Annotated in this window: 23 protein-coding genes; 6 read left to right on the plus strand and 17 right to left on the minus strand. The window is 70.4% G+C overall.

Annotated features, from left to right (window positions below; all coding sequences use genetic code 11):
- The first annotated feature begins 1 nt into the window (after nt 1).
- The 6 genes from VM780_RS15870 to ilvA all read left to right on the plus strand — a co-directional run bounded on the left by VM780_RS15870 (nt 2) and on the right by ilvA (nt 6,210).
- The gene (locus VM780_RS15870) at nt 2-1,171 is read left to right on the plus strand and encodes an LLM class flavin-dependent oxidoreductase (RefSeq protein WP_325449085.1); all 1,170 of its coding nucleotides are present in this window, start codon (nt 2-4) and stop codon (nt 1,169-1,171) included.
- 53 nt (nt 1,172-1,224) lie between these two features.
- Nucleotides 1,225-1,728 carry a flavin reductase family protein gene (locus VM780_RS15875; protein WP_325449087.1) on the plus strand — a complete coding sequence of 168 codons (504 nt, stop codon included), beginning with the start codon at nt 1,225-1,227 and terminating at the stop codon, nt 1,726-1,728.
- Nucleotides 1,725-2,927, plus strand: a complete 1,203-nt coding sequence (locus tag VM780_RS15880) for a CoA transferase (protein ID WP_325449088.1) — start codon at nt 1,725-1,727, stop codon at nt 2,925-2,927. Before VM780_RS15875 ends, VM780_RS15880 begins: the two co-directional genes overlap by 4 nt.
- On the plus strand, nt 2,894-3,640 hold the full coding sequence (locus VM780_RS15885) for an enoyl-CoA hydratase/isomerase family protein (RefSeq protein ID WP_325449090.1): 747 nt from the start codon (nt 2,894-2,896) through the stop codon (nt 3,638-3,640). Before VM780_RS15880 ends, VM780_RS15885 begins: the two co-directional genes overlap by 34 nt.
- On the plus strand, nt 3,603-4,571 hold the full coding sequence (locus VM780_RS15890) for a DMT family transporter (RefSeq protein WP_325449092.1): 969 nt from the start codon (nt 3,603-3,605) through the stop codon (nt 4,569-4,571). Before VM780_RS15885 ends, VM780_RS15890 begins: the two co-directional genes overlap by 38 nt.
- 124 nt (nt 4,572-4,695) lie before the next feature.
- A complete protein-coding gene (ilvA, locus tag VM780_RS15895) occupies nt 4,696-6,210 on the plus strand; it encodes a threonine ammonia-lyase, biosynthetic (RefSeq protein WP_325449094.1) in 1,515 nt (504 codons plus the stop codon).
- Here the strand turns inward: ilvA and VM780_RS15900 are convergent.
- From VM780_RS15900 to VM780_RS15980, 17 genes are all read right to left on the minus strand, one after another.
- The gene (locus VM780_RS15900; protein ID WP_325449096.1) at nt 6,156-7,307 is read right to left on the minus strand and encodes an NAD(P)/FAD-dependent oxidoreductase; all 1,152 of its coding nucleotides are present in this window, start codon (nt 7,305-7,307) and stop codon (nt 6,156-6,158) included. The two genes, ilvA and VM780_RS15900, sit on opposite strands and share 55 nt — an antisense overlap.
- Nucleotides 7,304-8,029: a methyltransferase domain-containing protein gene (locus VM780_RS15905; protein ID WP_325449098.1), complete on the minus strand. Its 726-nt coding sequence runs from the start codon at nt 8,027-8,029 to the stop codon at nt 7,304-7,306. The genes VM780_RS15900 and VM780_RS15905 overlap by 4 nt, the downstream gene beginning before the upstream one ends.
- The gene (locus VM780_RS15910) at nt 8,026-9,099 is read right to left on the minus strand and encodes a type III polyketide synthase (RefSeq protein ID WP_325449100.1); all 1,074 of its coding nucleotides are present in this window, start codon (nt 9,097-9,099) and stop codon (nt 8,026-8,028) included. Before VM780_RS15910 ends, VM780_RS15905 begins: the two co-directional genes overlap by 4 nt.
- A gap of 101 nt (nt 9,100-9,200) precedes the next feature.
- Nucleotides 9,201-9,482, minus strand: coding sequence for a hypothetical protein (locus tag VM780_RS15915; protein WP_325449101.1), 282 nt, complete (start codon nt 9,480-9,482; stop codon nt 9,201-9,203).
- Nucleotides 9,479-10,120 (minus strand): cytochrome c oxidase subunit 3, encoded by a 642-nt coding sequence (locus VM780_RS15920; RefSeq protein ID WP_325449102.1) that lies wholly within the window; start codon nt 10,118-10,120, stop codon nt 9,479-9,481. The genes VM780_RS15915 and VM780_RS15920 overlap by 4 nt, the downstream gene beginning before the upstream one ends.
- A complete protein-coding gene (ctaD, locus tag VM780_RS15925; protein ID WP_325449104.1) occupies nt 10,117-11,799 on the minus strand; it encodes a cytochrome c oxidase subunit I in 1,683 nt (560 codons plus the stop codon). Before ctaD ends, VM780_RS15920 begins: the two co-directional genes overlap by 4 nt.
- A complete protein-coding gene (coxB, locus tag VM780_RS15930) occupies nt 11,796-12,728 on the minus strand; it encodes a cytochrome c oxidase subunit II (protein ID WP_325449106.1) in 933 nt (310 codons plus the stop codon). The genes ctaD and coxB overlap by 4 nt, the downstream gene beginning before the upstream one ends.
- Nucleotides 12,725-13,510, minus strand: a complete 786-nt coding sequence (locus tag VM780_RS15935; protein WP_325449108.1) for an SCO family protein — start codon at nt 13,508-13,510, stop codon at nt 12,725-12,727. The genes coxB and VM780_RS15935 overlap by 4 nt, the downstream gene beginning before the upstream one ends.
- On the minus strand, nt 13,507-13,803 hold the full coding sequence (locus VM780_RS15940) for a hypothetical protein (RefSeq protein WP_325449110.1): 297 nt from the start codon (nt 13,801-13,803) through the stop codon (nt 13,507-13,509). The genes VM780_RS15935 and VM780_RS15940 overlap by 4 nt, the downstream gene beginning before the upstream one ends.
- Nucleotides 13,800-14,744 (minus strand): hypothetical protein, encoded by a 945-nt coding sequence (locus tag VM780_RS15945; RefSeq protein WP_325449112.1) that lies wholly within the window; start codon nt 14,742-14,744, stop codon nt 13,800-13,802. The genes VM780_RS15940 and VM780_RS15945 overlap by 4 nt, the downstream gene beginning before the upstream one ends.
- Nucleotides 14,741-15,241 (minus strand): cytochrome c, encoded by a 501-nt coding sequence (locus VM780_RS15950; protein WP_325449114.1) that lies wholly within the window; start codon nt 15,239-15,241, stop codon nt 14,741-14,743. The genes VM780_RS15945 and VM780_RS15950 overlap by 4 nt, the downstream gene beginning before the upstream one ends.
- The gene (locus VM780_RS15955) at nt 15,238-15,753 is read right to left on the minus strand and encodes a quinol:electron acceptor oxidoreductase subunit ActD (protein ID WP_325449116.1); all 516 of its coding nucleotides are present in this window, start codon (nt 15,751-15,753) and stop codon (nt 15,238-15,240) included. Before VM780_RS15955 ends, VM780_RS15950 begins: the two co-directional genes overlap by 4 nt.
- Entirely contained in the window at nt 15,750-17,096 is a 1,347-nt protein-coding gene (nrfD, locus tag VM780_RS15960; protein WP_414652835.1) for an NrfD/PsrC family molybdoenzyme membrane anchor subunit, read from the minus strand. Before nrfD ends, VM780_RS15955 begins: the two co-directional genes overlap by 4 nt.
- On the minus strand, nt 17,093-19,831 hold the full coding sequence (locus VM780_RS15965; protein ID WP_325449118.1) for a 4Fe-4S dicluster domain-containing protein: 2,739 nt from the start codon (nt 19,829-19,831) through the stop codon (nt 17,093-17,095). The genes nrfD and VM780_RS15965 overlap by 4 nt, the downstream gene beginning before the upstream one ends.
- The gene (locus VM780_RS15970) at nt 19,828-20,487 is read right to left on the minus strand and encodes a cytochrome c3 family protein (RefSeq protein WP_325449120.1); all 660 of its coding nucleotides are present in this window, start codon (nt 20,485-20,487) and stop codon (nt 19,828-19,830) included. The genes VM780_RS15965 and VM780_RS15970 overlap by 4 nt, the downstream gene beginning before the upstream one ends.
- A gap of 126 nt (nt 20,488-20,613) precedes the next feature.
- A complete protein-coding gene (locus VM780_RS15975) occupies nt 20,614-22,398 on the minus strand; it encodes a thiamine pyrophosphate-requiring protein (RefSeq protein ID WP_325449122.1) in 1,785 nt (594 codons plus the stop codon).
- A 135-nt stretch (nt 22,399-22,533) separates the two neighbouring features.
- Nucleotides 22,534-24,492, minus strand: a complete 1,959-nt coding sequence (locus VM780_RS15980) for an OPT family oligopeptide transporter (protein WP_325449124.1) — start codon at nt 24,490-24,492, stop codon at nt 22,534-22,536.
- Nucleotides 24,493-24,545: the final 53 nt, after the last annotated feature.

Genomic DNA, 24,545 nt, shown 5'->3' on the forward strand with positions numbered 1-24,545 from the left:
CATGCTCGATCGAATCCACGGAGGCGACGACGCCGCCCTGTCGCCGCTCGAGGCCGCCAAGCGCAATCCGCTGATGCTCGGCCTGTTCCTGCCGATCCAGTCGGGCGCCTGGAGCCCGTCCCGCGCGCCGCGCGAGACCTCCTGGACCTTCGACTACAACGCCCGCTGCACCCTCGAGGCGGAGCGGCTGGGCTTCGACCTGGTGTTCGGCCTTGCCCAGTGGATGGGGAAGGGCGGCTATGGCGGCGAGATGAAGTTCCGCGAGAAGGCGACCGACCCGCTGCTCGTGACGGCGGGGCTCGCGGCGCTGACCAAGCGCATTCTGCTCGTCTCGACTGTGCACATCCTCTACGGCTGGCACCCGCTGCACCTCGCCAAGTTCGGCGCCACCATCTCGGAGATGAGCGGCGGCCGCTGGGGCCTCAACATGGTCACCGGCTACAAGAAGAGCGAGTTCGAGATGTTCGGGCTCGAGCCGATCGAGCACGACCACCGCTACGTGATGGCGGACGAGTTCGTGACCATGATGGAGCGGCTCTGGTCCGAGGACGAGAACCTCACGATCGACGGCCGCTTCTGGAAGATGAAGGACGCCTTCATCGCGCCGAAGCCGGCCGGCGGCAAATGCCTGCTGGTGAACGCCTCGTCCTCGGGCGCGGGCCTCGCCTACGCGGTCAAGCATTCCGATCTGATCTTCGTGACGAGCCCGGCCGGCGCCAATCTGGACAAGGCCTGCGAGGCGCTGCCGGCGCATGTCGCCAAGATCAAGACGGCGGCGCAGGAGATCGGCCGCGACGTCCGCACGCTGATCAACCCGCACGTCATCTGCCGCGAGACGGAAGCCGAGGCCTGGGCGCAGTACAATGCGATCCTCGAGAACGCGGATCCGGTAGCGGCGCAGAACTTCTACCAGACCTTCGCGGGCGGCGATCAGGCGTCCTGGAAGGCGGCCACGAAGGAGCAGTGGACGATCGGCGGCAACGTCCACATCGTCGGCACGCCCGAACAGGTCGTCGACGGCTTCAAGCGCCTCAAGGCCGCCGGGATCGACGGCGTTCAGGTCAATTTCTACGACTTCCTGCCGGACCTGAAGTTCTTCGGCGAGCGCGTGCTGCCCCTCATGCGGCAGGCCGGCCTGCGGCTCGACGGTCCGCTCGCCGCCGCCGCCTGACGCGCCTTCACACCCCACGTTCCGCAGTGCCGTTTCCGGGAGGTTCATCCCAAATGTGCGTCTCCGCTCAGATCACCACGAATGAACTGCGCGCCTTCGCCGGCCATTTCGCGACCGGCGTCGCGGTGGTCACCACGCAGAGCCCCGAGGGCGAGCTCTGCGGCGTCACCATCAACGCGGTGACGTCGCTTTCGCTCGATCCGCCGCTGTTCCTGATCTGCCTCGACCACAAGTCGAACACGCTCGGCGCGCTGCTCGCGAGCGGCCATTTCGGGCTGCACTTCCTGGCCCGCGAGCAGACGGAGATTTCCCGGATCTTCGCCTCCAAGCAGCCGAACAAGTTCGAGACGGTCAGCTACACGATCGGCGAATTCGGCAGCCCGCTGCTTGACGGCGTGCTCGCGGCGGCGGAATGCAGCCTCTCGGAGATCTGCCAGGGCGGCGATCACACCATCATCATTGGCGAGGTCGCCAAGGTGCATGTGCATGGCGGCGAACCGCTGCTCTATCATCGCGGCGCCTATGCGGCGCTGGAAGGCGAAAGGCTGGTGGCATGAGCATGAACGGCGCAGCGTCCGTAAGACCTCTCGAGGGGCTGCGGGTGCTCGAATTCGCGCAGATCGCGGCGGGTCCGTTCACCGGCATGCTGCTCGCCGATCTCGGCGCCGACGTGGTGAAGGTCGAGCGTCCGGATGGCGGCGACGGCATGCGCGGCTGGCCGCCGCTGCACGCCGGCCATGAAGGCGAGGGCGAGTTCAGCGGCAATTTCACTTCGCTCAACCGCAACAAGCGGTCGATCGCGCTCGACATCAAGAACAAGGACGATCTCGCCAAGCTCTATGCCCTGGTCGAGAACGCCGACGTCTTCATCGAGAATTTCCGCCCCGGCGCCCTGAAGCGGGCGGGGCTCGGCTACGACCAGCTCAAGGCGCGCAATCCGCGTCTGGTCTACTGCTCGATCACCGGTTACGGCCAGAGCGGCCCCTATTCGCAAAAAGGCGCCTTCGACGTCACCGCCCAGGCGATGAGCGGCCTGATGAGCGTGACCGGGGAGGAAGGCCGGCCGCCGGTCAAATGCGGCGTGCCGGTGGGCGACTTCGCGACCGGACTCTACGCCGGCTATGTGATCCTCGCGGCCGTGATGCGGGCGCGCGACACCGGCAAGGGCGCGCATGTCGACTGCTCGATCCTCGGCTCGCTGCTGGGCATCTCGGCGCTGCAGACGAGCGAGTATTTCGGCACCGGCGTCGCCCCGCGCCGGCTCGGCTCGGCGCATCCGCGCAACGCGCCCTATGCGGGGTTCCAGGCCTCCGACAAGCCGTTCACCATCGCGGCCGGCAATGACAAGCTGTGGCGCGACACCTGCGCGATCGTCGGCCGCCCCGACCTGCCGGACGATCCGCGCTTCACCACGCAGTCGCTGCGGGCGCAGAACCAGAACGAGCTCGCCGAGATCCTCGGGCCGATCTTCGCGACCCGAACGGCCGCCGAATGGCTCGCGGACTTCGACGCCAGGGGCGTGCCCTGCGCGCCGATCAACGACTTCGCCGAGATCCTTTCCGATCCGCATGTCGATGAAATGGGCTGGGTGCAGCCGGTCACCATGCCGAACGGCGCGGAGGCCAAAACGGTCGGTTTCCCGATCGCGCTGACGGACTACGAGTTCGAGATCACGCGGACGCCCCCGCGGCTCGGCGAGCACAATGACGAGGTGATGAGCGAATGGACGGAACGCCGCTACGCCAAGGCCCTGTGAGGGTCGGCTCCGCCGCCGCGGGCGCGTTCCGCACGCTGACGATCGACCGGCCCGAAAAGGCCAACGCGCTCGACGCCGCGACTGTCGACGCGCTGCTTGCGGAGTTCGAGGCGGCCGCCCAGGGCGGCGCGCCCGTCGCCTTCACGGGCGAGGGCAAGGCGTTCTGCGGCGGCTTCGACTTCACCGGGATCGAAGAGCAGAGCCAGGGCGACCTGCTGCTGCGCTTCGTGCGGATCGAGACCCTGCTGCAAGCCGTGCGCTATGCGCCGGTCGTCACCATCGCGCTGGTCGGCGGCGCGGCGTTCGGCGCAGGGGCCGATCTCGCGGCGTCCTGCGCCTACCGGATCGGCTCACGCGAGGCCAAGTTCCGCTTCCCGGGCTTCCGCTTCGGCGTGGCGCTCGGCACGCGCCATCTGGCGCGCGTCGTCGGCCAGGACGCGGCGCGCGCGATCCTGCTCGAGAACCGGACGATCGGGGCCGAGGAGGCCTTGAGCCTCGGCCTGCTGACCCATCTGGTGGAGCGCTCGGAGCTCGAGGCCGCGGCCGAAAAGATCGCGGCGTCGCATCAGGGCCTGCCGACCTCGGCGGCGGAACGCCTTCTGGCGCTCACGGGCGCGGACACGCGCGACGCCGACATGGCCGACCTCGTCCGCTCGGTCATGCCGGAAGGTCTCCATGACAGGATCGCGCGCTACCGCAGCGCCGGCCGCTGAGGCCGCGCCGACGGGCTTGACGCCCGCGCGCATCGACCGCGCGGGCGTCGCGTGCCTGCTGGTCGCGACCGTCGGCTGGGGCCTCAACTGGCCCATCGTCAAGCTGCTGCTGCAGGAATGGCCGCCCTTGTTCGCGCGCGGATCGGCGGGGCTCGCCGCCGCGGCGGTTCTGGCCGCGCTCGCCATGGCGAAGGGCGAGCGGCTCGCGGTACCGCGCGGCGGGCGCGCCCGGCTCGCCTGGGCGGCTTTCACCAACGTCTTCGCCTTCATGGGCTTTTCGACGCTCGCGCTGCTCTGGCTCAAGGCCGGCGAGGCGGCGCTGCTGGTCTACACCATGCCCGTCTGGGCGGTGCTGCTCGCCTGGCCGGTGCTGGGCGTCCGCCCGAGCCTGCGTTCGGCGGCGGCGCTCGTGCTGTGCCTCGCCGGCACGCTGATCTTGTTCGGCGACAGCCTCGCGGCGCTCGACGCGGCGAAGCTGCCGGGCGTCGCCATCGCGCTCGCTGGCGCCGTGCTGTTCGCCATGGGAACCGTGACGGGACGCGGCGCGGCCCCGCTGCCCCCGATCGCCAACACCGCCTGGCAGGTCGCGCTCGGCAGCGCCCCGATGATCGCGCTCAGCCTGGCGTTCGAGCACCCGCGGTTTGGCGGCCTCAGCGCTGTCGGCGTCGCGTCCTGGCTCTACATGACCGCCGTGCCGATGGGGCTCTGCTATCTCGCCTGGTTCGCCGCCATCCGCCGGCTCTCGCCGTCGACGGCCGCCACCGGGTCGCTGCTCGTGCCGCTGATCGGCGTTCTGGCCGCAGCGCCGATCCTCGGCGAGCCGATCACCCCGAAGGCGGTCGCAGCGCTGGTGCTGGTGCTGTCGGGGGTGGCGCTGGTGGTGACCCAGCGCGGAACTCCGCTTGCGGCTGCGCGGGCCGCCGCCGACTGAGCCGGACAGCTTGCTTGCGCAAGCTCCTCCTCCTCGCCTAGAGCCCTTGTCCGGCCACAGGTTTGGCGCGGATCACGGTCGGATTTCCGCAGGGGCGCGCCGGCCGGCCCCAGGGAGCAGCCGGATGGATTACGTTCGCGAAATCCTGGACGCCCGCGTCTACGACGTCGCGGCGCACACCCCGCTCGACCGCATGACCCGCCTCAGCGCCCGGCTCGGCCGGGACGTCCTGCTGAAGCGCGAGGACATGCAGCCGGTGTTCTCGTTCAAGATCCGGGGGGCCTACAACCGGATCGCGCGGCTGTCGGACGAGGAGCGCCGCGCCGGGGTGGTGTGCGCCTCCGCGGGCAATCACGCCCAAGGGGTGGCGCTGTCCGCGCAGCGGCTGGGCGTCGAAGCGCTGATCGTGATGCCGGTGACGACGCCGCTCATCAAGATCGACTCCGTGCGGCACCTCGGCGGCGAGGTTCTGCTGCACGGCGACACGTTCGACGACGCCTATGCGTTCGCCCACATGCTGGGCGCAGAGCGCGGCATGACCTTCATCCACCCTTATGACGATCCGCATGTGATCGCCGGCCAGGGCACGATCGGGGTCGAGATCCTGCAGGACCATCCGGGGCCGATCGAGGCGCTGTTCGTGCCGATCGGCGGCGGCGGGCTGGCGGCGGGCGTCGCCTCCTACGTCAAATATCTCAGGCCGCACGTGAAGGTCATCGGCGTCGAGCCCGCCGACGCGGCCTCCATGAAGGCGGCGCTCGAGGCTGACCGGCGCGTCGTGCTGCCGCGCGTCGGGCTGTTCGCCGACGGCGTCGCGGTCCGCCAGGCTGGCGAGGAGACGTTCCGGATCTGCCGCGAACTGCTGGACGGCGTGCTGACCGCCGACACCGACGAGATGTGCGCCGCGGTGAAGGACATTTTCGAAGACACGCGCGTTTTGGCCGAGCCCGCGGGCGCGCTGTCGCTCGCCGGCCTGAAGGCTTACGCGGCGCGCGGCCGCCCGGCGCGCGGCGCGCTGGTCGCGATCAACAGCGGCGCGAACATGAATTTCGACCGCCTTCGGCACGTCGCCGAGCGCGCCGAGGTCGGCGAGGCGCGCGAGATGCTGCTCGCCGTCACGATCCCCGAGAAGCGCGGCAGCTACCGCCGCTTCATCGAGATGATCGGCGGCCGAACCATCACCGAGTTCAATTACCGCTACGCCTCCGGCTCGGAGGCCCATGTGTTCGTGGGGCTCAAGCTCACGGACGCGGTTCGCGAGAAGCCGGGGCTGATCGCCGGCATGGAAGCCGCTGGCTATTCGGTGCTGGACATCAGCGCCGACGAGATCGCCAAGCTGCACATCCGCTACATGGTCGGCGGCCGTCGGCAGGGCATCTCGGACGAGATCGTGCTCCGGTTCGAATTCCCCGAGCGGCCCGGCGCGCTCCTGAGGTTTCTCGAGGCGGTGGGCTCGGACTGGAGCATCACCCTGTTCCACTACCGCAACCATGGCGCGGATTATGGACGGGTGCTGGTTGGGCTTCAGGTTCCCGACGCCGACCGGCCGCGCTTCGAGGAGAAGATCGCGAGCCTCGGCTACCCCTATGAGGATGAGTCCGGGAACGCGGCGTACCGGATGTTTCTCGGGCCGGTCTGAGGCCGTCCGAGCCTCAGGCGGGTCGCCCCGGCGATCTGCGTCACGAGCGCGGGCGCGAACAGCGGCGCGAGCCGCTGCGCCCAAGGGCGCACGACCAGGCGCGAGATAGCGGTCGCGAGCCCGATCTGCCGGGAAACGTCCGCCGCCAGCGACGCCTGGAACTCGGCCGCGGCGCCGTCCGCCAGCATGCAACGCGCGGCGGCGCGCGCGCCGTGCAGGGCGAACGACATGCCTTCGCCGGCAAGGGACGGGATGACCGCCGCCTGATCGCCGACGAGCCAAAGGCCCTCGGTGGAACGGCGCACCAGGCCATACGGAATGCGGGAGATGGCGAGCGGGCGGTCGAACAGCGGCTCGGCGCCGTCGAGCGACGAACCGAAGACAGAAGACGACGCGCGAACCAGACCGAAGGTCGCATCCCAGTTTCCGCCGGCCTGCAAGAACGCGTCGCGCGTCAGCACGAGGCAAAGATTGGCGCGACCGTCTTCGATCGGTTCGAGACCGGCGTATCCGCCGGGAAACAGCGCGATCTCGACCCGGCCGTCGAGTTGTCCCTGCGCCGCCGCAGCCAGCCGGTAGTGCATCTTGAAGCCGATCAGGTCGTCCTGCCGGCCCGGCGGCCGGGCGTGGCCGCGAAGCTCGTGCTTGCCGGTCGCCAGCACGGCGCGCCGCGCGAGGATCGAGCGTTCGGAGAGGCGGGCTCGCCAGCAGCCGTCGACGAGCGTCAGCTCCCGCACCGGCGTTCCGCGCAGGACTCGCGCGCCCGCCGCCTCGGCGCGCCCGAGCAGCGCCTCGTCGAGCGCCCGCCGGGACAGGCTCATCGCCCGGAAGGGCAATGGCCGCTCCATCCGCCACCGGCCGCGGGAGACGCCGATCCGGTGGACCGGGACCGCGCCGAGCGCCGCCACGTCGACGCCGAGGCGGGCCAGCATCGCGAGCGCCGGCGCGCTCAGGAACTCGCCGCAGACCTTGTGATGCGGCCCGCGCTCGCGCTCCACCAGCACGACGTCGCGCCCGGCGCCGGCAAGCTCCGCGGCGAGCGCCGACCCCGCCGGCCCACCGCCGACGATCAGCGTGTCATGCGACTCGCCGCTCATGGTTTGACGCGTGAGACGCAGAGACGGAACGGCGCCTGACGCGCGATCCTGGCTGCGCCCTCCGGCACGCCTGCGGCGCCGAGCGCGCGCCGCCAGTCGTCCTTGACGAAAGCGCGCGCGAACGACACCGGGCCGTCATGTCGGACGAAGCGATGCATCCGCAGCGCCGCCGAGGCCGCTCGAAACCCGTGGAAGGCAAGGCGGCTGCGTCGCAGGTCGTTGAGATGCCAGCCGACGCCGGCGACCTTCTCCTGCCAGCGCAGGAAACGCGTCAGCTCCCGATCATCCAGGTGGTGGGCGAAGAGCGCGCTCAGCACGACGTCGATCGGACCGTCCGGGCGGAAGTCGAACAGGTCGACGGTCCGGAAGGCGATCGGCGCGGCCGGCTCAGTCGCAGCCCGCGCCGCGCGCTCCGCCCAGGGGTTGCGGTCGATGCCCAGCAGAGCGACGGGCGCGCCGACCCGCCTCGCCCAGGCGTCGACCGCCCGCAGCGTGTCGCCATAGCCGCAGCCGACATCGAGAATCCTGAGCGGACGTCCCTGGGGAAGCCGCCGCTCACGCCGCAGCCGGTCGAGGAAGGCGACGGTCGGCCGGTAACCGAGCGACAGCCGGTTGATCCGGGCGAGGTCGACCAGACAGCCGCGGAACGTCTCGAAATCAGAGGAATCCTCGTCCATGAGCTCGCGCGCGTCGGAGCGCGCGACGGCGCTGAAGGCGGTCACTGCGCGGCTGTCCGGAACGTCATGGTCTCGGCGACGAGGCCCGGGCCGAACGCCATCGCGCAGCCGCTCTGGCCCGGCGCCGCGTCGCGCATCAGATCGGCGAGCACGAACAGGATCGTGGCCGACGACATGTTGCCGTGGGCGCGCAGGACCTCGCGGGAGGCCGCCAGCGCCTCGGGCCTGAGCTGGAGCCCCGCCTGGACGGCGTCGAGCACCGAGCGTCCGCCGGGATGCACCGCCCACAGGCCGACGTCTTCGATGGCGCGGCCCGCCAGGATCGTCTCCGCGCCGAGCCGGAGGGTCCGCCCGAGCTCGATCGGCACCTGGCCAGACAGGAACATGTCGAAGCCGAGGTCGCCGATGTTCCACCGCATCTCGTCCGCCGTGCCGGGCGCCATCGCGGCATGGAAGCCGTCGATCGACACGCCGACCGGATCGGCGCTCACGATCGCGGCGGCGCAGCCGTCGCCGAACACCAGGAAGCAGAGCAGCTGCTCCAGGCTGGAGCTCTCGTTGAGGTGCAGCGTGCAGAGCTCGAGGCAGACCACCGCGACGCGCGACTGCGGCTCGGACCGCACGATGTGGCGCGCGAGCTTCAGGCCGTTGATCGCGGCGTAGCAGCCCATGAAGCCGACCGTGGTGCGCTCGATGGAGGGATCGAGGCCGAAGCGGGCGATCAGGTCGAAGTCGACGCCAGGCGCGGACAGGCCGGTGCAGGAGACGGTGATCAAGTGGGTCAACCGACCCGCCTCGTCGCCGAGATCAAGCCGTTCAAATGCCTGCGCCGCCAGATCGGGCGCGACGGTCTCGTATCGGCGCATGCGCTCGCCCGTCGAGGGGAAGCGGCCGGACCTGTAGAAGCCGTCGCGATCGATCATCCCGGGCGCGCCGTTGTGACTGGGCGCGAGCGAGGACCAGCGATGCTCGATCTGGCTGCGCTCCGCCATCCGGCGGAACATGCGGTTGACCCGAGGGTCGGTTAGCTGGCGCTCGGCGAAAGCGACAAAGGCCTCGTGCACGTCATTCGGCGGCGTCGCCGTGGCGATGCGGTTGAGGTACGCGGTGGTCAATGGGGATGCCTTTCCTGCGCCGTCCCCCGACGGTCATACGCATCCCATGCAAGCGCTGGATCGGCGGACTGGTTCCGCGCCGCACTATCGCGGCCGAGCGCTCAGCGGCTGGCGATCTCGCCGAGCGTCTGCAGGAACAGAAAGCTGAGCCAGACGCAGCCTGCGAGCGCCGTCACCCGCACCAGCGCGCCGGCGCGACGGAACTCCATGAAAACCACAAGCACCACCGCCAGCATCAAGGCGGCGCAGGCGAGCGAGACCTCGAGTTTGGCCGGCGCGAACGGCGCATAGGCCCAGCCGGCGCTCAGGCTGACGAGGCCGATCAGCGCCGCAAGGCCGATCAGCGGAGCGCGCACCACGTAGCGCTTCTGTTCTTTCGTCATCCGCCCTTACCCGCGAGGTAGAGGAGCGGAAACAGGATGATCCAGATCGCGTCGACAAAGTGCCAGTAGAAGCTCGTCACCTCGACCGCCATCCACCGGCGTCCGACGCCGCGCTCAAGTCTGCCGAGCGCGATGAGACGGCCGATCAAGCCGAGCCCCGCGATCAGGTGCGCCATGTGAACGAGGGTCGCGACCCAGTAGAACGCCCAGAACCGGGCCGCGCCCGCCTGATCGAGCCGGAACGCGCGGCCCGAAGGAAACAGGTTCTCCTGGAGGTCCTGGCGATATTCGAAGCCCTTCACCGCAAGGAAGGCGGCGCCGAGCGTGAAGGCGATCCAGAGCCCGGCTGACGCGACCCGCTCCAAGCCCTGCTTTGCGGCGCGCTCCGCGATCGTCATGGCGCAGGAGCTCGTCAGCAGGATGATGGTGTTGGCGAAGCCATAGGCCGCGTCGGTCTCGCGCGCTCCCGCGAGAGAGCCCTCAGGATCGACGTAGCGCGCGACGGCGTAGACAAGCAGCAGGCCGCCAAAGAACAGGATCTCCCCGGCAAGAAACAGCCAGACGCCGAAGCGCATCGCCTCGCGCTGGCGCGCCTGGTCGTCCCATGGCGCGTTCAGGATGGCGGCGGGCCGGCTCATGCGCCGGCTCTCTGCGGGTGCTCGGCCTTGTTCTCGTAGCCGGGCGCCTTGGCGTCATCGTGATAGGCGTAAGGCTCGGCGTCGACCCTGGGAGGCGTCAGAAAATTGTGGGCCGGCGGCGGCGAGGCTGTGCTCCACTCGAGACCGGTCGCATCGTGTGGATTGGCCGAAGCGCGCTCACCGTAGAGCAGCGACCAGCCGAGATAGACGAGCGGCATGAGGTAGGCGATCGCGAGCGTCACCGCGCCCGTCGACGACATGACGTTCCAGACCTGGAACTCCGGGACGTACTCATGATAGCGCCGCGGCATCCCCAGATAGCCGACGATGAACTGCGGGAAGAAGGTGAAGTTGAAGCCGAAGAACAGCGCGACCGCGGCGAAACGGGCGAACACTTCCGAATACATCCGGCCGGTGATCTTCGGCCACCAGAAGTGCAGGCCGCCGAAGAAGGCCGACACCGCGCCGCCCACCATGATGTAGTGGAAATGGGCGACAACGAAGTAGGTGTCGCTGACATGCACGTCGACCGGCACGGCGGCCAGCATCAGCCCCGTGAGCCCGCCCAGCGTGAACAGCCCGACGAAGCCGAGCGCATAGAGCATCGGCGCCGAGAAGCGGATCTGGCCGCGATAGAGCGTGCCGGTCCAGTTGAACACCTTGATGGCGGACGGCACCGCGATCACGAAGGACAGGAACGAGAAGATCATGCTCGCCAGCGGCGACTGGCCCGACACGAACATGTGGTGGCCCCAGACGAGGAAGCCGAGCACCGCGATGACCAGCATCGCGTAGACCATCGCCTGGTAGCCGAATATCCGCCTGCGCGCTTCGCAGGCGATGATCTCCGAGACCACGCCCATGGCCGGCAGGATCATGATGTAGACCGCCGGGTGGCTGTAGAACCAGAACAGGTGCTGGAACAGCAGCGGGTCGCCGCCGACCGTCGGATCGAAGATCGGGATGCCGAGGCCGCGCTCCGCGATGATCAGCAGCAGCGCCATGGCGAGCACCGGCGTCGCGAGCGCCATGACGAGGCTCGTGGCGTACATCGCCCACACGAACAGCGGCAGGCGCATCCAGGTCATGCCCTCGGCGCGCATCAGATGGACGGTCGCGATGAAGTTGACGCCGGTCGCGATGGACGAGAATCCGACGACGAAGACCCCAAGCGCCGCCAGCAGCACATAGGAGTTCGAGAACATCGTCGAGAACGGCGTGTAGAAGGTCCAGCCGGTGTCGACGCCTCCGAGGAACAGGCACAGCACCGTGAACAGGCCGCCGCCGATGTAGAGATACCAGGAGACGAGGTTGAGCTTCGGAAAAGCCACCTCGTGGGCGCCGATCATCAGCGGCAGCAGGAAGTTGCCGAGAGTCGCGGGGATCGACGGCACCAGGAAGAACCAGACCATCACCACGCCATGCATAGTGAACAGCCGGTTGTAGGTGTCGGACGAGAAGAAGTCGGCGCGCGGCGTGAACAGCTCGAGCCGGATGCCGACTGCGGCCGCGCCGCCGACGAAGAAGAATACCGTTATCGAGGCGAAGTAGAGCAGCGCGATGCGCTTGTGGTCGGTGGTCAGCAGCCACGAGCGGACGGTCGTCCCCTCGGTGAGGTAGCTCGCCAGCCGCGGAGCCAGAGACGCGTTCGCCGCGCGCTCGAGATCGATCGCCGTCATCGGGCCGAGCTCCGTCCTTGCGAAAGCGACTTCAGATAGGAGGTGAGCGCGCTGAGCTCCTCGGCGGAGACTTTTCCGGCAAAGCTCGGCATCTCGGCCACGCGCCCCGGGCCCGCGTGCTCCTGCGGAGCGAGGATCGCAGCCCGGACGTAATCCTCATCGACCACCGCCGAGCGCCCGTCCGCGAGCTGGCGCGTGGCGCCCCAGAGCCGATCGAGCGACGGCGCCGCGACCTTCGATCCGGCGCCGTGGCAGCTGGAGCAGCCGAGCTCCCGGAACAGCCGGGCGCCCTGCGCGGTCAGATCCTCGCCCTGCGGCTGGCGCGCAAGCCAGGCCGGGTAGTCCTGCTTCGACAGGACGACGATCTCCCCGATCATCCGGCTGTGGTCGGTCCCGCAATATTCGGTGCAGAACAGGTGATACGTCCCGACCTTGTTGGCCTCGAACCAGGTGGCGGTGAGGCGATCGGGCAGGACGTCCTGCTTGATGCGGAAGGCCGGGACGGCGAAGGAATGGATGACGTCCTGGCTGGTCATTACCAGCTTGATCGGCGTGTCGACCGGCACGTGGAGGGCGTTGATCTCCCGCGCTCCGCCGGGATGCTGGGTCTTCCACATCCACTGCTTCGCGACGACGTGGATCTCCATCGCGTTCTTGGGGATCGCGTATTGCGGCGCCTGCGCGGAGGCCGCGAACAGGAAGAGGAACACGGCAAGCGCCGCGACCCCGAAGGTCCAGCTGTGCTCGAAGCGCCCCGTGACGCTTTGCGAAACCGGCGGCCGCGGCGCGGGCGAGCCGCGGCGGTAGCGGATCGAGAAGCCGAGCAGGATGGTCCCGACCAGCAGCATGATGGCGATCGAGACGCCGCACAGCGCGTAGAAGATCCAGTCGACCTGCGCCGCGATGGTCGAGGCCTCCTCCGGCATCATGCCGCAGCCCTCCGCCGGACGAGACGCCAGACCGCGAAGCCCATCAGCGCGCAGAATCCCAGCGCGGCGCCGCGCAGGCCGACGATGACAGCCTCCGAATGCAGGCCATGCGCGGCCGCGAAGCCGTAGCAGAGCGAGATCGCGCGCGACACGAGGCCCGGGGAGCCTGTGGTCGCGCCCGCGGCCGCGGCGTCGACCTTCGCCCGAAGCGTCTCGGGCGTCATGGCGATCTCGGAGAGCACGTCCGAGAGCCGGCCGTCGGGCGTCAGCAGAAACGCCGCCGCCTGATGGGCGAACTGGTCGGTCTCAGGGTCATATTCCGCCCGGTAGCCGAAGGCGCGCTCCAGCCGGCCGACGGCTTCCTGGTCGCCGCTCAGCAGCAGCGTCGCCCGCGCGATCTCAGGCATGTCCGCGAGACGCGTGTCGGCCATCGCCTTCGCTTCCGCCGGCCCGTCCTTGGGATCGAGACCGACGACGACAAACCGGACGTCGCGGCCGGGGGCGAGGCCGGCGCTCTCGATCGCTGCGGCGGTCAAGGTCAGGGCCGAGCCGCAGACGTGCCGGCAGGTGTAGTCGGCGAAGATCAGCAGGGTAGGGGTCCCCGAGGGCCCGAGCGCCGCCGGCCGCCCCGCCTGGTCGATGAACGCGAGACCCTCCGGCAGCCGCGCGTCCGGCGGCGGCGCGGCCTCGGCCTTCGACAGCTCAGAAGGCGCCAGCGCCGCGGCGGCGGGGCCTGCGGCGCACAGCAGAGCCAGAACGAGGGTGACGCGGCGGAGGATCATCTGGCGCCCTCCTCGACGATCTCGCGCATCGCGCGACCGACATCGGGCTTTTCGGACGGCCGCTCTGCGCGCCGCGTGATCTCAGCCGGCGCGAGCGAACGCCGCTCGAGGCGGGGCTCCGCGAAGCGCTCGGTGGAAAACGCGACGTGTTCGCGGACATAGCGGTTGTAGAGCGTCACGCCGCCGACGACGAGCGCGAGCAGCGTCAGGCTGACCGCAAGCCCGGCGATCACCGCCGGCCGTTCGCGCACCGACCAGCCCTCCAGCGGCCGCTTGCCCGCATTCTGGCTCATGCGCCGATCCTCCGCGCCGCAAGCGCCGCGCCGCCGGCCATGATGGCCAGCGCGGCGACGGCCGCCGCGGCGGCGATCGGGCCGCCCGCCGGCAGAACCAGCCAGCCAAGCGCGAGCGCCACGCCGAGCGCCGTCGCGCCGCCCGCGACGCGCAGCGCGACCGGCGTCCGCACCAGGCCGGCGCACAGGATCGGGGCGAGCAGGCCGACGAGCAGCGCGGCCAATGGCCAGAACGCCCAGAATCCGCCGGTCCGCGTGACATACCACCCGACCCGCGCCGGAAGGTTGCCGAACCAGACGATCAGGTAATCGACGTAGAGCAGGTAGCTCAGCCCGAGCGCGGCTGCGATCGCGAGGCGCGACATGTCCTTCCGGAGGCGCTCGTCGCCGAGCCCCAGAAGGCCGGAAAGGCCCGCGGCCGCGGCGATCTGGGCCGCTGCGAGCGCCATGCCGAAGCCGGAGCCCGGCTGGCCTGGCCGCACGGCGAGGATCCAGTCGACTGCGACCGCGCTGACGAGAAGCCCATGCGCTGCAAGCCCGAGCGCGGCCTGCAGCGGCGTCAGGCGACGTCGCGCGATCAGCAGACCGAGTCCGCACCAGACGGCTACCGCGACCGCGGCGCGCGCCGAGAAGGCGAGGGGACCGAGATAGAGCGACAGATGGGCTCCGGCGGGACGGAAGAGCATCTGGTCGAGCGTGACGGCGAACGCTGCGAACGGCAGGATGACGAGGCCCGTCAGAAGCGGCTTCAGGGCGGCGTCCCAGTTGGCCCCGACGAGCCGCGCCACCATCAGCAGCGCCACCGCGCCGACCGGCGCGCACGATGCGACGAGGACCGCCGCCCGCCAGCCCGCGCCCGCGGCGCCTGGCGCGAGGATCGCCGTGAGCGCCAGGCCCGCTGCGCCGGCGAGCGCCAGAATATGGGGGGCGAAGCGGGTCATCTGCCGGACCGCTCCTCGGCCTCAGCGCGCTGCAGCGCCTTGACGTAGAACGCGATCGCCCAGCGGTCGCGCGGCTCGATCTTGTCCGCGAAATCGTACATCAGCCCAAAGCCCCGGCTGATCGCGTCGACGACATGCTGCGGCGGCATCGCGCTGAGGTTTGGATCGGCGAGGCTCTTCGGCGCCGGGAAGCCGCGCGCCACCACCGCGCCGTCGCCCTTGCCGCCCGCGCCATGGCAAGGCGCGCAATAGATCGCGTAGCGCTCCTCCCCGCGCTCGAGCAGCGCGAGCGTGGGCGCCGGCGGGTTTTTGAGCGCTTCGTCGCGCGCGATCGCGTCGATCGCGACGGTTCCAGGGGGCGCGGCCTGCGCCTTCGGGCCGCCTTCCCAGAGCGTGTCCGAGCCCTCCGCCTCATGCCGCGGCTGATCCGACATAGAGAGGTCGCAGCCGGCGAGCAGCGGCGCCGCGACGAGCAGAATGGCGGCCGCGCCTCTCATCGCGCGGCGACCCGGCTGGTCTCAGCCCCGGCGCGGCTCAGCGCATCCGCGGTCCGCTCGGCCGCCTCGAAATCGGCGCAGGCGAGGGCGAGCACGAAGCGGTCTCGCGACGCCCCGGCCAGTTCGGCGAGGTCGAAGGCGGGATCGTTGAGGCGCGTGAGCCGGGCCCTGACGATCAGCGCCACGAGACCGCCGAGCGCGGCCGAGAGCGCGCCGAACTCGATCGGCGCGATGAGAAAGGCTTGCCAGCTCATCAATGGCCGCGCGCCTTCGTTGAACGGGTAGCCGCGCGTCGCGCTCCACCCCTCGAGAACGAACAGCGCGGCGGCCATCACGAGCCCTGCCGCGACCACGGCGGCGACGATCCCGCGCGGCGCGTCTGTCGCCGGCAGGCCTTCCACCGGATAGGGCGACCAGCAGCCCACGACCCGCCGCCCGTCGGCGCGCGCCGCCGCCACCGCGTCGCGGAACGCCGCCTCATGCAGGAAGCTCGCGACGGCGAGCGGGCTCATCGCGACGCCTCCGCGACCAGCCGGCGGCTCTCGTGGATCGAGACCATCGGCAGGTAGCGCGACGCGATCAGCATGAGCGCCACGAACAGGCCGGCGGTCCCGGCCAGGATCGCGCCGTCGACCAGGGTCGGCGCGTAGAGCTTCCAGAAGCTCGGGACGTAGCCGATCGACAGCGTATCGATGATGATGTTGATCCGCTCGAGATACATCCCGACCAGGATCGCCAGCGAAACGGACACGAGCGCCACGGGGCTGCGGCGCGCGGCCGGGAACCAGAAGGCCTGCGGGGCGACCACGTTCGCCAGGATCATGCCGACGGTGAACGGCCAGTACGGGCCCGTAAAGGCGAAGCGCAGGAAGCGCGCATCGCTCGCCTCGCCGGTCCACCAGGAGGTGAACCACTCGGTTCCGTAGGACAGACCCATCGCGACCGAGGCCGCGAGCATGATCTTCGCCATGGCGTCGAAATGCGCAGGCGTGACAATCGCCTCGAGCCCGAGCGCGTGGCGGATGACCAGCGCGATCAGCGTCACCATGGCGAAGCCCGAGAACAGCGCGCCGACGACGAAGAAGGGCGGGAAGATCCCTTCCGTCCAGCCCGGCATCAGCGAGGCCGCGAAATCGAGCCCGACGATGGAATGCACCGAGCACACCAGCGGCGTCGCGATCACGGCGAGCGCGCGGTGCAGCCGCTCATGCGCCTGCCACTGGGCGGCGGAGCCTTGCCAGCCGAGCGCCGCGACCCCGTAGATCTTGCGCCAGCCGCGGCCGAGCGTCTCGCGGTCCCGCAAGGTGGCGAGGTCCGGCAGCAGGCCGACATAGAAGAAGACCACCGAGAACAGCAGGTAGCAAAGGATCGCCCAGAAGTCCCAAACCAGCGCCGACCGCCATTGCGGCCACAGATCCATCGTGTTCGGGTAAGGGGCGAGCCAGTAGAAGTACATCGGCCGGCCGAGATGCAGGATGGGGAAGATTCCGGCGATCGCGACGGCGAACAGCGTCATCGCCTCGGCAAAGCGGTTGATCGAGGCGCGCCAGTTCTGTCGCGTGAGCAGCAGCAGCGACGAGATCAGCGTGCCGGCGTTGCCGATGCCGATCCACCAGACATAGTTGGCGATGGGGAAGCCCCAGACGACGGCCGTGTTGTTGCCCCAGACGCCCGGGCCCTCGAGCAGCGAATACCCGACCGCGAGCGCGCCGAGGAAGGCGAGCGCGAGGCTGCCCAGCAGGGCCATGAGCCACCGCTTGCTCCAGCCTCGGTCCAGAGGCGCGCAGACGAGATCGGTCAGAGTCCCGCTCGTGGCGACCTGCTCGCCGAGCCATCGCCGCGCCGCCGCGCTCAACCGCTCTTCTCCCCGGCGTTGCGAACCCGCGCCAGATAGGTGGTGCGGGGTCTCGTTCCGAGCTCTTCGAGCAGCGCGAAGTGACGGGGATCGCGCTTCAGCCGCGCGACTGCGGAGCTCTCATCCTTGAGGTTGCCGAACGCGATGGCGCGGGTCGGGCACGCCGCCTGGCAGGCGGTGACGACGGCGCCGTCGGCGATCGCTTCGCCGCTCGCCGAGCTTACGCGGTTCGCCGCCGAGATGCGCTGGACGCAATAGGTGCATTTCTCCATCACGCCGCGCGCCCGCACCGTGACGTCCGGATTGCGCTGCGCCCGCAGAGGCTTCTGGTCCACGCCGCCATACGGACCGTGCTCCGCATAGTCGAGGAAGTTGAAGCGCCGCACCTTGTAGGGGCAGTTGGCCTGGCAGGTCCGCGTGCCCACGCAGCGGTTGTAGACCTGCACGTTCAGCCCCTGCGTGTCGTGGACCGAGGCCGCGACCGGGCAGACCGGCTCGCAAGGCGCCGTTTCGCAGTGCATGCAGGGCATTGGCTCGAAGCCGAAGGCCGGCTCCTCGTCCTGGCCCTGATCGTAGAAGTCGACGCGCAGCCAGTGCATGTCGCGGTTGCGGGCCATCTCGTCAGGGCCGATCGCCGGGACGTTGTTCTCCGCCTGGCAGGCGGCGACGCATGCGTTGCAGCCGATGCAGACCGAATTGTCGATCACCATGCCCCAGGCCGCCGGCGCTGGGCTCGGCTGAACGTCCAGCAGGGTGGCGAGCGCCTCGGGCTTCGGCGTCGCCTCACCCGGAGCCAGGATTGGAAATAGCCGGCTAAGCTCGCCCTCGAGCGCGAAGGTGGCCTGTGTCGAAACCGCCGTCCGGCGTTCGCCGCTTCGGTCGAGCGTGATCGGACCGCTCGTCCAGCCGCCCTGGCGGAGCAGAGCAAAGGCGTTGGCGCCGCCGACGTCGGCGATCGGGCCGCCGGTGTCGCGGCCGTAGCCGGCGAGCAAAGTGGCGCATCCTTCGGCCTGGCCGCGCGTGATCCTCACGGCCGCTTCGCCGGCGTCCCCGATCCGCACGAGATCGCCGTCCGCCAGGCCGAGGCGGCTTGCGTCCGCCTTCGAGACGCGGAGCGACGCGCCCCAGACCTCTTTGGTGACGGGGTCCGGACATTCCTGCGCCCAGGCGTTGGTCGCGAAGCGCCCGTCCCACAGAGTAGGCGACGGCGCCACGCGCACCGAGAGCCCTTCCGTCCGGACCACGGGCGGCGCCTCCGGCGGCGCGGCGGCGGGCGCAGGCTGCTCCGGGGCCGCGGCGGAGTCCGCCACCACGCCCGCCGTCAGCGTCTGCGCCCACCAGTCCTCGAAGCCGTCTTCGCGGCCCTTCCTCCAAGTCTCCCGCACGGCGTCGTAATTCGCGCCCTGCCGAAAGCGGCCTTCCAGCAGGTCGATGATCTCGATCGGCGAGCGGGTGTCGTAGAGCGGCCGGATCAGCGGCTGCACGACGCTGGCGGTTCCGTCCGGCGCCCGCAGGTCGCCCCAGGCTTCGAGCGGGTGACTGAGCGGCAGCGTCCAGCGCGCGGCGCGGGCGGTCTCGTCCTCGAACGCCGAGACCGCGACGGTGCGCTCGACTTTCCCGAGCGCCGCGGCGAAGCCGGCGGCGTGCAAAGCGGGGTTGACCTCGATCATCACAAGCGTGGAGACGTGGCCGCTCTCGATCTCCTCCTGCAGCGCGCGGAGCGCCCGCCAGTGCGGCGCGGTCTCCGGATCGACCGGCGCGATCCAGTCGACCGGCGCCGCAAGACGCTGGTTGATCGCCGCCGCGACCGCATGGATCTCCGGCGCCTGCGCGCGCCCGACGAGCACGACCGCACGACTCTGCGCGCCGCGCAGATCGCGCAGGATGTCGGCCACGATGGGCGGCGTGGCTTCTGCCTGAGCGTCATGCGAGAGGCCGGCGAAGATCGCGCGGGCGGCCGCCGCGATCGCGGCTGGCGGGAGGGTCGCGCGCCGATCCGCGACGACGCCTGTCTGCGTGAGGCTAGGTTCGAGCGCGTAAAGCCGCGGCGCGGGGCCGGCCGCCTTGCGCCGCTCGCTCCAACCGTGTGCGAGCGCCACCTGGTCCGGGCCGGGACCGAGCGGATCGGCGTCGAGCGCGACGATCACGTCGGCCTCGGCGAGCCGCGGACGCATGACGAGCGGGCGTCCGAAGGCGAGCGTCGCGCCTGTGCGCTCGGCGTCGTCCCCGAACGGCTCGTAGCTGACGTGCCGCATCGCCGGGAACCGCCGTTTGAGATCGGCGATGCGCCTGAGCAGCGTCGGCGACGTCGTGCGGCCGGTCAGGAGCCGGAAGCCGTCGCCGCCGGATCGCGCGAGCGGGGCCGCGACCGCCTGCGAAATCAGCTCCCACGAGGTCTGCACGCCCCGCTCCACGGGCGCGCGCAAACGCTGCGGGTCGTAGAGGTCGAGGATCGAGATTTCGGTGAACAGATCGGTCGCGCCGAGGCTCGCGGGATGGCCCGGCGAGCCTTCCAGCTTGATCGGCCGCCCGTCGACGACGAGCCCCGTCACGCCGCGGCCATAGCCGCAGAACGGAACCGCGGTGCGGTAGCGCCGCACGACGCCCGGCGTCTCGCCTTCGGCCGGATGGGCGGCCGGATGGATCGTCTCCTGCGGGGCGTCGCAGCCGGCGAGCGCCGCCGTCGCGCCAAGCGCGATCAGCCGCAGCGCCTCGCGTCGGTCCAGCGCGGTCATCGATGACACACCGAGCAGTCGGTCAGCGCCTGCGTCTCCGGCAGTTGCGCCACCCGCTGATGGATCGCTTTCGCGTCCTCCTGCGCGATCGCCTCATAGACCTGCGGGTCGAACACCCGGGCCTTTGGCGCGAGGCGCGTCGCGGGGTCGCGATGGCAGTCGAGGCAGAACTGCATGGTCATCGGAGCGGCCTTCGCGGTCAGCGGCATCTTGGAGACGTCGCCGTGACAGGCCGCGCAGGGCGCGCCGTTCCGAACATGCACGTGGTGATCGAAATAGACGTAGCCCGGCAGGTCGTTGACCCGATTCCAGGCGATCGGCTCGCCCGCGGCGAAGCTGTCGCGGACAGGGGCCAGCATCTTGGCGTTGGTCCAGACCTGCGAATGGCAGGTCATGCAGGTCTTGGTCGGGGGCAGGCCCGCATAGGCTCGGGTCTCCGCGCCCGTGTGGCAGAACCGGCAGTCGAGGCCGAGGTCCGCCACGTGATGCTGGTGGCTGAACGGGACCGGCTGGTCGGCGAATTCGTGCTGTCCGGTGACGTAGGAGGTGCGCTGGAGGGCGGCCGCGCCTCCAAAGACCGCGGCCGGGACCGCGACAAAGGAGACCAGCGCCACCCTCAGGATCGCGTTCGCGCCCGGCCGGAACAGCTGCGCCATCGTTCGGCGATCACCCCACAACGCCGGCCGCCAGGCCGCCTTCCGGATCAGCTAGCGCGCATCGTCCTGGAAGGTACCCGCCCCGCGGCCCGCATCGCTCTTGGTCGGCGGGCCGAACTAGAACCGTCAGTCCGAGCCGGGCAGCACCGACGCGAGCGCCTGGCGGGCGGTGTCCTTGAGCATCGCGCCCGCGTTCGGGTCGCTCGGCCAGGCGGTCATGAAGTTGCGGACCTGCTTCAGCGTCAGATGGGGCGGCATGGGCGGCACGTCCGGGTCGGTGCGGACTTCGAGCACCACCGGCCTGTCCGACCGGAGCGCCTCGTCCCAGGCGGCGCCGAGCGCCTCAGGATCGTCCACATAGATGCCTTTGAGGCCGATCAGCTCGGCGAAGCGATGATAGGGCACGTCCGGCAGGATCTGGGTCGCCTCGAATTTCGGGTCGCCCTCCATCACCCGCTGCTCCCAGGTGACCTGGTTGAGGTCCTGGTTGTTCAGCACCATCACGACGAAGCCGGGCGTCGCCCATTGGCGCCAGTATTTCTGGACCGTGATGAGCTCGGCCATGTTGTTCATCTGCATTGCGCCGTCGCCAACCATCGCGATCACCGGGCGGCCCGGATAGGCGAATTTCGCCGCGATCGCGTACGGGACGGCGGCGCCCATTGAGGCGAGGCCGCCGGATAGCGACGCCATCATGCCGCGGCGGATCCGCAGATCGCGCGCGTACCAGTTGGCGCAGGAGCCGCTGTCCGAGGTCAGGATCGCGCCGTTCGGCAGGCGCGGGCTGAGCTCCCAGAACACGCGCTGGGGATTGACCGGATCGGCCGGCGCGAGCGCGCGCTTCTCCATCGTCTCCCACGACTCCTTGACGGTCTTCTCGACCTTGCCGCGCCAGGAGCCGTCTTGCTTGGCGCGGATCAGCGGAATCAGCGCCCGCAGCGTCTCGACCGCGTCCCCGACGAGCGGAACCTCGACGGGGTAGCGGAGCGACAACATGCCGGGCTCGAGGTCGATCTGGACGGCGCGCGCCTTGCCGGGCTCCGGAAGGAACTCGGAATAGGGAAAGCCGGTGCCGACCATCAGCAGCGTGTCGCAGCCCTCCATCAGCTTGGCGCTGGCCGGAGTGCCGAGCAGGCCGATGGAGCCGGTGACGTAAGGCAGGTCATCCGGCACGGCGGCCTTGCCGAGCAGCGCCTTGGCGACGCCCGCGCCGAGCAGCTCCGCGATCTGGACGACCTCGTCGGTCGCGTGCATTGCGCCGGCGCCAACCAGCATCGCGACCTTCTCGCCGGCGTTCAGAACCTCGGCGGCGCGCCGCAGATCGTGCTCGTAGGGCGTCACCTTCGGGCGCGAATAGCCGACGCCGGACTGCACCGCGCCATGGGCGAGCGGAGGCTCCTCGTAAGCCTCCTCCTGCAGGTCGTTGGGGAAGATCAGCGCCGTGACGCGCCGTTCGCCGATCGCGATGCGGCAGGCGCGATCGATCAGATGGCGCACCTGGCCGGGAACCATGGCCTGCTCGCAGAACGCGCCGGCGACGTCCTTGAACATCGACTTGAGGTCGATCTCCTGCTGGTAATGCGCTCCGACCGCCGTGCGCGCCTGCTGGCCCGCGATCGCCAGAACCGGCATGTGGTCGAGCCGGGCGTCGTAGAGCCCGGTGATGAGGTGCGACGCGCCGGGGCCGGAGGTCGCGAGGCAGACGCCGAGTTCGCCGGTGAACTTGGCGTGCGCCGAGGCCATGAAAGCCGCCATCTCCTCATGGCGCACCTGGATGAACTCGATGTCGCCGCCGCGCCGGTTGAGGGCGCCAAGCAGGCCATTGATGCCGTCGCCCGGATAGCCGAAGACGCGCGTGACGCCCCAGGACTTGAGCCGCTCCCAGAAATAGTCGCCGACCGTGGTGGCCATGGTGGTGTCTCCATGTGCGGGAGGCGTCGTCGGGGCGCCGGGATGCGTAGGCAACAATGCAGAGCCCGCGCCGGTTCCTGCGCGGACTGTCGCGCCGGCTGCGCGATCGCGGTGAGGCGGCGCGCCTTGGGGGGCTCAGCGGTCGGCGGCGCGGCGGGCGGCGGCGTAGAGCAGGGCGATCACGCCGGCGAACGTCGCCGCGGCGAGGGGTGCGGCGAAACGGTGCTCGGGCATCAGCGCCAGCGGCGCCTCCTCGCCCATGCCGGCCACCAGCCCGGCGAAGGCCACGCCGAACAGGCTTTCGCCGACGATCAGCCCGGTCGCCATCAGCACGCCCATGCGCCGGGCGAGGTCCGGGTTCGCAGCCCCGGCCGCCCATCGCCCATAAAGCCAGCCGACGCCGGCGCCGATCGGGACCAGCAGCGTGATCGACATCGGCAGATAGACCCCCATGCCGACGCCGAGCGGCGGCAAGCGCATCCGGCCGGCGCGGCCGAGGGCCTCGTCGAGCGCGATGGCGGCGGCGCCGATCGCAGCCCCGATCCCGATCCGGCTCCAGTCGAGGTCGCCGCCCAGCACGCCTCTCACGAGCGCCGCGATCAGCGTCGCCTGAGGCGCGGCGAGCGCGTCGGGCCCCGCGCCCGGCGCGCCCGAAAAGCCGAAGGTGGCGTTGAGCAGGTTCAGCACCGGCGGGATGATCAGCGCGCCGAAGACCACGCCGAGGACGAGCGCGACCTGCTGGCGCCATGGGGTCGCGCCGACCAGCTGTCCCGTCTTCAGGTCCTGCAGATTGTCGTTCGAGATTGTCGCGACTCCAAACACGATCGCCGTCGTCATCAGCACATAGGCGGCGAGCGCCTGGACGCGCGCCGGCTCTCCGCCTGCGCCATAGGCGCCTGCGAGCAGCAGCGCGGCGCCGAGCGCGGCCAGGATGCCGACGCCGGAGATCGGACTGTTGGAGGAGCCGATCAGGCCCGCCATGTAGCCGCAGATCGCCGCGACCACGGCGCCGGCGATCAGGACGTAGACGACCGAGCCGACGACGATCGGCCAGGGATTTGCGGCGATCGGGCCGTCGGCCGCGAAGCCGAACAGCAGGCCCGCGATCGGCGCGAGCGCAAGCGCGACGACGCCGGCGACGACCGCGATCGGCAGGTCCCGCTCGGCGAGGCCAAGCTGGTCGCCCTGTCCGCGCCGCCTCATCCGGGCGGCCGCGAGCGCCGCGCGGACGCCGTTCGCGACCGGGGCAAGAATCTTGAGAAGCGTCCACAGCGCCGCGGCCCCGATGACGCCGGTTCCGATCAGGCGGACGTCGTTGCGGAAGGTCTGGCCGACGACCCCCGAGAGCGGCTCGCTCACGCCGTGGATGGCGGTAAAGATCGGGACCAGCGCCGCCCAGCTGACCAGCATGCCGGCGAACATCGCGAGGCCGACCGAGACGCCGACCAGATGGCCGACGCCGATCAGCGCGAGCGAGAAGCTGGCGGAGACGGAGGTCGCGCCTGCGCCGAGGCGGAAGAAGACGGCGGCCTCCGTCGCGATCAGCCTGGCGTTCGCGATGATCGCGAACGCCGCCGAAGCGAGCGCGCCGGCCAGCAGCATCCTGAGGCCACGCCGATTCTCCTCCGCGCCCTCGCGGGAGCCGGCGCCGACCCTGAGCACCTCGGCGGCCGCGACCCCCTCCGGGTAGGGGAGGTCTGAGCCGGTCACCAGCGCCCGCCGCAGCGGCACGGACAGCATGACGCCGAGAATTCCGCCGAGCCCGATGGCCGCGACGCTCGTCAGATAGGGGAAGTCCGTCCACCAGCCGATGATCACGAGGCCCGGCAGCACGAAGATGATGGCCGACAGCGTGCCGGCGGCCGAGGCGACCGTCTGGACGATGTTGTTCTCGAGGATGGTCGCGCCGCGGAAGGCGCGCAGCGCGGCCATCGAGATGACCGCGGCCGGAATCGAGGTCGCAAAGGTCAGGCCGACCTTCAGGCCGAGATAGACGTTGGCGGCGGTGAAGACGACGGTGATCAGCGCTCCGAGCGCCACGCCGCGCAGCGTGAGCTCGCGCTCGCGCCGCGAAACCTCCGTCCGGCCCGCCATGATCCCGCTCCGCCTGTCAGGACCCGGCCGAGCGATCATCCGCCCGCCAGACG

The organism is Hansschlegelia sp., assembly GCF_035538955.1.
Lineage (GTDB): Bacteria > Pseudomonadota > Alphaproteobacteria > Rhizobiales > Methylopilaceae > Methylopila.